General features: G+C 34.0%; 9 protein-coding genes. 5 read left to right on the top strand and 4 right to left on the bottom strand.

Going from position 1 to position 8,374, the window contains the following annotated elements; all coding sequences use genetic code 11:
• Positions 1-137: 137 nt before the first annotated feature.
• Positions 138-644 (bottom strand): transcription repressor NadR, encoded by a 507-nt coding sequence (locus ACP5SP_RS06810; RefSeq protein WP_416085278.1) that lies wholly within the window; start codon positions 642-644, stop codon positions 138-140.
• On the bottom strand, positions 641-1,921 hold the full coding sequence (locus ACP5SP_RS06805; RefSeq protein ID WP_428076314.1) for an MFS transporter: 1,281 nt from the start codon (positions 1,919-1,921) through the stop codon (positions 641-643). The genes ACP5SP_RS06810 and ACP5SP_RS06805 overlap by 4 nt, the downstream gene beginning before the upstream one ends.
• 130 nt (positions 1,922-2,051) lie before the next feature.
• On the opposite strand from ACP5SP_RS06805, the gene ACP5SP_RS06800 reads away from it, so the two are divergent.
• Genes ACP5SP_RS06800 through ACP5SP_RS06780 form a run of 5 tightly spaced genes read left to right on the top strand, consistent with a single transcriptional unit; the run spans position 2,052 to position 6,420 of the window.
• Positions 2,052-2,606, top strand: a complete 555-nt coding sequence (locus ACP5SP_RS06800) for a nucleoside-triphosphatase (protein WP_424587074.1) — start codon at positions 2,052-2,054, stop codon at positions 2,604-2,606.
• Positions 2,573-3,292 (top strand): DUF364 domain-containing protein, encoded by a 720-nt coding sequence (locus ACP5SP_RS06795; RefSeq protein ID WP_416085275.1) that lies wholly within the window; start codon positions 2,573-2,575, stop codon positions 3,290-3,292. Before ACP5SP_RS06800 ends, ACP5SP_RS06795 begins: the two co-directional genes overlap by 34 nt.
• Complete coding sequence (locus ACP5SP_RS06790) at positions 3,293-4,666, top strand: ABC transporter substrate-binding protein (RefSeq protein ID WP_424587073.1); 1,374 nt, start codon at positions 3,293-3,295, stop codon at positions 4,664-4,666.
• A 1-nt stretch (position 4,667) separates the two neighbouring features.
• Positions 4,668-5,426 carry an ABC transporter ATP-binding protein gene (locus ACP5SP_RS06785; RefSeq protein WP_424587072.1) on the top strand — a complete coding sequence of 253 codons (759 nt, stop codon included), beginning with the start codon at positions 4,668-4,670 and terminating at the stop codon, positions 5,424-5,426.
• Positions 5,398-6,420, top strand: coding sequence for a FecCD family ABC transporter permease (locus tag ACP5SP_RS06780; protein ID WP_424587071.1), 1,023 nt, complete (start codon positions 5,398-5,400; stop codon positions 6,418-6,420). The genes ACP5SP_RS06785 and ACP5SP_RS06780 overlap by 29 nt, the downstream gene beginning before the upstream one ends.
• Before the next feature lie 255 nt (positions 6,421-6,675).
• Here ACP5SP_RS06780 and ACP5SP_RS06775 read toward each other — a convergent pair whose 3' ends face one another.
• Entirely contained in the window at positions 6,676-7,404 is a 729-nt protein-coding gene (locus ACP5SP_RS06775) for a hypothetical protein (protein ID WP_424587070.1), read from the bottom strand.
• 26 nt (positions 7,405-7,430) lie between these two features.
• A complete protein-coding gene (locus ACP5SP_RS06770; RefSeq protein ID WP_428067192.1) occupies positions 7,431-8,144 on the bottom strand; it encodes a hypothetical protein in 714 nt (237 codons plus the stop codon).
• Positions 8,145-8,374 lie beyond the last annotated feature (230 nt).

The following is an 8,374-nucleotide window of genomic DNA, read 5'->3' as shown; positions in this document are numbered from 1 at the left end:
TCCATTTCTATTTTTGAATAGATTCTTATGTGAGGCAACGATTCAATTTCATATAGAATTTTGATGATGCAATTCGAGAGCTTTTAGAATTTTGAAGTTTTTGTTAATATCTTAAAACTCCTTGACTAATCTTTACTTTAAAGTAATATTCCTTCTTCTTTTAATTTTTGCTCAATTCTATCAAGGATTTCCTCTGATTCTCCACCGATGTGGTGAAGGTGAATACCATGGGAGAGTGTTAAAAGAGGTTCAGCGTGAGAAGTTTCCATAGCGGTAATAAATGCTTTTACATCATCAAGTGTCTTTAAATTGAGGTATCCTTTTATCTCTCCGTATACGGGATGCTCAACAATAACATCTAACACCTCTCCCCCGTTTGAAACAATAATTTCCAGTTCTTTTCTTATATCGCTTTTCTCATGCTTGACTGCAACAAGTCTTACAAACTTTGGTGTTTTGCTATTTAATATGTATCCCCTTGCAGTTGAGATAATGTTATAGCCTCTGCTTTTAAGGACCGCAATGTCCTGTACGATTATTTGTCGTGTTACTCCAAGTTTGTTTGCAAGGACAGTGCCACTTATAGGCACGTTATCTTCAAGTAATTTTAAAATCTCTTTAATACGTCCTTCTTTTTCTTTCATCCTATACTTTCACCTTTAGTTTCTTTTCCTATTATAAGGACAAGAATACCACCTATTACAAGTATAACTCCAAGCGTTGAGATTGCAAAAGCTAAATTTTTAAATTGAGAAGATATGAATATTGGTGCAAGGATTCCAGCGACTCTTGCGAGTGCTCCAGCAGAGCCATTTGCAGTTGCTCTAAATTCTGTTGGATAAAGTTCAGGCGTATATGCATAGATTATTCCCCAGGCACTCATACAGAAAATCGTAAGAAGACTTCCATTTATTAAAATTTGATTTGGTGTCTTTGATGTTGTAAAGATAAATGCCATAATGGATGTTCCTAAAAGGGATATAAACAAACTCTTTTTTCGTCCAATTGCTTCAATTAGGTATGCACCAAGCAAATATCCCGGAAGTTGCATTACTAACATTGTGAAGGTATAGTTTATCGATTTTGTGATTTCTGTTCCAATTAAACTTGAAATAACTTTAGGAAGCCATGTAAAGAATGCGTAATAAGAAAAAGATATGACAAACCAAACATAGAAGATCATAAGTGTTGTTGGAAAATATTTTTCTCTAAACAAATTTAAAAATGGTAATTGAAGAACTTCCTCTTTCGTAATCTCTAAAGTTCCCCCATAGTCTATTCCCAAAAGTTTTAGATTTTTCTTTGCTTCATCAATTTTTCCTTTCTTAAGAAGAAATTTTATTGATTCAGGGATAAACTTGAGGAAGATAAGCGTTAAAAGTCCCAGTAGAAATACAACATAAGTTATGGAATAATTGGTTTTTCCAATGGTAATTGCAACAATACCTATGATTATTGAGCCGATTGCCCAACTGCCTTCAAGAATTACAAGAAGCCTCCCTCTTACGAGTTTTGGCAAAAATTCTGTTAGATATGCATTTACAACAGGTAAAAGCCCTCCAAGACCAAGTCCTGTGATAAATCTAATTAAAAGAAGTATTGAGAAATTAACTTTTAATCCTGTAAGAGCACTAAAAATGGACACAATCGAAACAAGAATTCCCATTAAAGGCTTCCTTCCTATTATGTCTGCAATATTCCCAGAAATAATTGCACCTATAAGCATTCCGAGGAATGTAAAAGATGCAATGAGGCTTGCAACAGTACTTTGTAAACCATAAGTTTGAGCAATTTTTGGAAGTGTGAGGCTTAAAACCATTACTCCTCCCGCAACGAAACTCCAATAAGTTGAAGCGATTAACACTAATTTTGTTTGTATGCTTTTTGAGACCCTTTTTTCCAAAAATTCTTCTATATCCATTCTATCAACCTCCGCCATATTATACATATGTATATACACTTGTCAAAGAGCTGTAGGATTTTTGATTTCTTTGAATACCTTGACATATTGGCAAAAAAGTGTATAATTTACTGACTATTGAGATGCCAAAATGAAAAAAATTGAATTTAGTAGTAGTTTGCCTAATTTAAAGATTGCTCTTACGGGCACTATTGGAATTGGAAAAACAACTGTCCTAAATAAAGTATTGTCTCATTTGAATGAGCAACCGTTTGGTTTTAGGACTGTGCCTATCATTAAAGAAAGTGCTCTTAAAGGCTTCGAAATAGTTAACCTTAGGACTCTTGAAAAAGGGACAATTGGCTATTTTGATGAAAATTTTGTTATTCGTCCTATTATAGACTCTTTTGAAACTGTTGGAGTGAAAGCACTTCATGATGCGCTTCAATACGGTAAGGCAATTGTTATGGATGAACTTGGATTTCTCGAAAAAGAAGCCTTACGCTTTAAAGAAATGGTTTTTAAGGTACTTGAAAGTGATAAACTGGTTTTTTATGTTGTAAAATCCGAATTAAACGAATTTTTGGAAAATACTTTAAAAAAGGCTGATAGTATTTTTGAAGTAAGCAAAGAAAATAGGGACACTTTGCCCGAAGAAATCTGGAGGTATGTATGGGACTATATGAAGACCTCATCGAAAACGTAAAGGCATACCATTATGAGGTTATAAAAGATGTCAGGGTAGGCGTTGTTTGGAGTGCAGTTCAATCGAAAGGTGTTGGTATTTCTCTTACTTACTCAAGTATTTATGATGAAGTTGAAGATGCAGGAAATCTCATCGGAAAAAGCGTAAAAGAGCTTCTTAATTATATGCTTACATTTAATCTTACAAAGGTATCAATTGGTGTTGCAACGCTTAATTCTCTTTTTGATGTGCCTCAAAATTATGAAGATTTAAACATGCTCGATTACATAGAGAGCATTTCTTATGATAAGCGCGTTGTCTTTGTCGGACATTTTCCAATTTCCGAATCTCTGAGGGCTAAGGCTAAAGAAATTATTGTGCTTGAGCGTTCTCCACGTGAGGGCGATACAATTGATACTGCTGCATATTACATCATTCCTGAAGCAGATATTGTTGCTATAACTGGTTCAACTCTTGCAAACAAAAGCCTTGAAAGTCTTCTTTCACTTAAACGAAAGGGAATAACTATTGTTTTTGGACCTTCAACACCACTATCACCTGTTCTATTTGATTATGGCGTTGATGTGATTGGCGCCTCTGTTGTTAAACATCCGCAATTTGTGCTTAATGCAATTTCACAAGGTGGAAAGCTTTCAAATTTTAAGAAGTATATTGAATATATTGTTTTAAAGAAGGAGGTAAGATAAATGAAAAGATTTTTTGCTTTAATTCTTATTTTTGCACTTATTCTTAGTATTTTTCCAAATGCACCTCTTAAAGGAGCTTCGTATGTGCCAACTGGAACCTTCGCATTTAAGGAAGGCTCAAGCATTTTTAAGATTGATAATTTTGAAAAAAAACTTGATGTTGCACCAATTCTAAAAGGAGATATGCTTTTTATCCCCGTAAGGGCAGTTGTAGAAGAATTAGGTGGAACAATTTCCTATAACCCAAAGGAAAAATCAATTTCAATTACTCTAAATGATACAAAAGTTAATCTATGGGTTAATAAAAGCACCGTGATATTAAACGGAAAGAATGACGAAATTGAAATGCCTATTCTTAAAAATGGACGAATGCTTCTATCTTTAAAAGATATTGTAAATCTTTTTGGTGGGACTATTATTTCAAGTAATTCTTTTGAGCTTCCAAAGCAACTTGTGGAGGCATATGATACAACTGGAAGAAAAATAATAGTGCCAAAGAAGATTAATAAGATTGTTTCTCTATATCCTATGGCAACTCTCCTTCTGTTTCCTTTAAAGAAAGAGGATTGTATTGTTGCAATTCCTACTGCGAAGGTCTTTAATATGGATAATTTTTCAAAAGTTTTTCCAAAGGCAAAAAGCATACCCGATGGTAGTAGTTTTAAAGATCCAAATGTGGAAACAATCCTAAAGTTTAAACCGGATCTTGTCATAACAAATGCCACTACACCAATTAAAAAGATAGTTGAAGTAGGGATTCCTGTTGCTTTGCTTGATGTAGAGTCTGTTTCGGGTATTCTTAAATCAATCCAGTTTTTGGGAACAATTCTTGGCACTCCTACAGAAGCAAAAAATGCCCTTATATATTTGAATTCAAAACTTAATTACATTGATAGCAAAACAAAATATTTACAGAATAAAAAGAAGGTCTATTTTGCACTTGGTAGACTTACTCAAACGGCAGGCTCATCGCTTATCCAAAACGAAATTATCGCTCGCTCTAACGGAGTAAGTGTTACATCAACACTTAAAGGCGGAAAAGTAGATGTATCTATTGAGCAAATCTTAAACTACAATCCTGATTACATCATCCTTGCGCCATATTGTAATGACACGGTGCAGTCGGTCCTTTCAAATAGCGTGCTTCAAAATGTAAATGCAGTTAAGAACAAGAATGTTTATGTGATGCCGCAGTTCATAGGCTCTTATGACCTTCCTGAGCCAGAGTCAATACTTGGCATTATGTGGCTTTCGAATATCCTCTATCCAAATGAAGTCAATTTCAATTTGAAAAATGAAGCAAAAGAGTTTTACAAAGCAATATTTAACTATAATTTGACTGATGAGGATTTAAAGTATATACTTGGAAGTTAATATGATAAAAATCGAAAATTTGAATTTTGGTTATTTTGATACGGAGGTACTCAAAGGTCTCTCGATAGAGGTTAAGGAGGGCGAAACGCTCGCCCTCCTTGGCCCAAATGGAAGCGGAAAGACAACACTTTTAAAGTTGCTTTCAAAAATTCTTGAGCCGAGGGGTGGCACTGTGCTTATCCTTGGGAAAGATATAAGGCGATACTCCTATAATGAACTTGCAAAAACAGTTTCATTGGTGCCACAAATTCATAGAGCAACACAACCTTACACGGTTTTTGATGTGGTTTTAATGGGAAGAAATCCGCAGATGGATGCAATGTTCCCAAAGGAATCTGACAAAAGAATTGCGCTTTCGATTTTAGAAGAGCTTGGAATTTATCATCTTAAAGATAGACCTTACACAGATATAAGCGGTGGCGAGTTAAGGCTTGTTCTCATTGCAAGAGCGTTAGCACAGGAATCAAAAGTCATGCTTTTTGATGAGCCTACTGCATTTCTTGACTTTAAGAATGCTTCTCTGGTACTTCAAAAAATTATAGAACTCAAAGAAAAGAAAGGGAAAACAATTGTTGTGACTCTTCATGATCCAAATGAAGCGCTTCAGGTATCAGATCGCATACTCCTTATGAAAAAGGGAGAAATGGTTGCAATAGGCAAACCTGAGGAAGTTCTAACTGAAAAAAATCTTAAATATGTTTATGGTATTGATGTCGAAAAGGTAAGTATCAATGGAAGGACCTTCATCTACGCAAAATAGTAATGTTAGAGTAATAGTTTCAAAGGAAAGCCGTTTTTTTGGTGTTTTGATACTTTCAATTATCATAAACATTGGTCTTGTAATTTTTTCAATTCTGTTGGGGCGTTTTAATATAAGCATTAGGGATGTCTTTTTATTTTTTGCTGGTAAACTTGAAGGAGTTCCCAAATCCGTTATCCTCGATGTAAGGATTCCAAGAATCATTGCAGCGCTTCTTATTGGTGCAACACTTTCTGAAACTGGTGCTGTTTATCAAGGCATATTCAATAACCCTCTTGTTTCTTCTTATATTTTGGGTGTCTCTTCTGGTGCTGGATTTGGAGCTGCGTTAGGCATTCTTATTTCAAATAATTTGGTTGTTGTTGAATTACTTGCATTTGCGTTTGGTATTCTTTCAGTATTGCTAACTCTGAGCGCTTCAAGAATAAAAAATGATAATATAACGCTTGTCCTTGCGGGCTTTGTAGTTGGAAGTCTTTTTCAATCTTTTACCTCATTTTTAAAGTATGTCGCAGACCCATTTTCAAAGTTGCCGCAGATAGTTTTTTGGCTTATGGGAAGTTTGTCCCAAATTACCCTTAAGGAAGTCTATACTTTTAGTCCAATTCTTATTTTGTTTTTATTGATTGTTGCTTTCTTTGGATGGAAGCTTAATATTCTTTCTTTCGGAGAAGAAGAAGCAATAAGTCTTGGAGAAAATCCAAAGGTACTAAAACGAACACTTATCGCTATAACAACGCTTCAGACTGCAATAGTTGTCTCTTTAGGGGGTGTCATAGGTTGGGTTGGGCTTGTCGTTCCACATATTGTGAGGTTTGTCATAGGTTATGATAATAGATTTGTATTGCCATTATCGGCACTTTTTGGTAGCGCTTTTTTATTGTTAATCGATACAATTTCAAGGACTACATTCCCTTCAGAAATTCCTATTGGGATTCTTACAGGTCTTGTGGGCGCCCCGTTCTTCGTTGCCTTAATGAGAAGGAAAAATTAGAGAAGATATTTACCTAAATCTTTTTTGAAACATTTTTACCTTTTAATGCCTTTTTGAATGCAAGCATTTATTTAGTTTCAAAAATAAGAACTGGTTTATTTTTTGCTATGTTGGACAAGTGTATTACTTCCCTTACTTTGTTATCTTAATGAACAAAACTTATCTCACTTTAACGTAGTGAGAAGACTCCACTTTTGGAGAAGTTCTCTTATTACGCAAGATTAAAAGAATTTATTCTGTTTTTTTAAAAATTCTTCAATTATTTTCATTATAAACGAATGGAATAAAAGAATCTAAAAATCGAAAGTTTGCATTATCTGGAACATAATAAAAAATGCTCATAAGCATACCTTTTTTGGAAAAGGTAAAGATACCTAATTTACAATCTTTTTCTTCTGTATTTTGAAGTTTTGGAATTGAAACTCCTATTTTATCAAAATTGTTTTTTAAAACGCTTATTGGGAGATGTAAATCGTCATAAAATAGGTTCGATTTCAAATTTAACTGCTGATCATATTGGAAAAACACTTCTATAAATTCAGCATCCTTAGTGCTATAAAAAATAGTTTTAAAACAAGTTGGATAACCTTTAAAAGCTTGTTTTTGATCAGGATATTGATATGAAATTTCTACTGGATCAACCCCAAATTCCTTTGCCAACTTTTTACTTTTTTCATCTAATTTATCTTCGCTTATTAGTTTAGGATCCACTTTAAGATAGGTATTATATTTTTTGAGATTATTAATATCAATTAAACCTGTGACAAGTACAGAGTGAGTAACAAAGTAAGAAGGATCTGTTAGGCTATATATTTTATAATCTTCGCTTACAAATTTTGAAATTCTTACAATCTCTTGAAGGAAGCTACCGTATGTCATCTTCTCAGAATTTTTCAACGAAAAATTTAATGTTACAATCGATGCTACAACAATAATTACTATTAGAAAACTAATTAAAGTGGTTGTAAATAATTTTGTTTTCATCTTAATATCCTCCTTACTCTTTTAAATTATGGCTGTGTTGACCCTTGATGTGCATCAAAATAGATTAGTGAAAAACCACTACTTGCAACTCTTGGGGTTACCGCACCGCAAGGTTTTGCTGTAATTCCAGTGTTTCCATTTGTATCAATCCATTTGTAATATGCCGTTCCTGATGAAGAAACAGATGGATACCAGGCAGTGATAGTCCATTCTTGGTATGCAGGAACATTTATAGAATATGTTGCCTGTGTACCTGTTTCGTATGACTTGTAGAAAGTTACAGTAACACCCATCTTAGATTCGATTTTACTTACTATGGCACTCTTCAGAGAAGCTGTTATCTCTGCATTCACTGAAACGCTACCGCTAAGTGCCTGGATTTCATTCACAGTTAAAGTTAAAGGGGAAGGATAAGGTAAAGGATTGTTTGCCGATATGGACTTTATCCAATATCCCTTATTATTAACAAAACCACTTCCAAAGTCGTAATGATCGAACGTATAACTATAAGCAACTACATCATCTATCGAAAACTTTGGTCTTGTAGATAGATTATTCTTATTTAAGAGAATTGCTTTATCTAATGCTTCATTCAGAAGTTCTTGAGTATGCTTAAGGTTGTATGCGTCAACATATGATTGACTATACTCATCATTTGCTTTGACTTTAAAACTTCCTGAATTAGCCAAAACCAAAACAAACAATAAAATTGCAACTATTATTAGTCTTTTTGCTTTCAAATTAACCTCCTTATTACAGATTTTATTTTAATTTCCCTTTTCTTAAAAATTTCTTTTTAAATTTGTTTTGCTTTCTTTTCGCTTTTCTTTTTCCCTTTTTCACCTCCCTTATCCCCGGAGCCTTGCCCTCGCTTTTTTGGGTTAAGGTACCCCCTCAATACCACCAAATAATAATTTTGCCTTAGGGGGTAAGTTAGAAAGGGGGATGCCCCCTTTCTAATATTGGAGAT

Origin of the sequence: Caldisericum sp., assembly GCF_049967455.1 — a bacterium.
GTDB classification, from domain to species: Bacteria; Caldisericota; Caldisericia; order Caldisericales; family Caldisericaceae; genus Caldisericum; species Caldisericum exile_A.
Note: the sequence above shows the minus strand (reverse complement) of the source record. Positions and strands in the feature narration are given on the sequence as shown.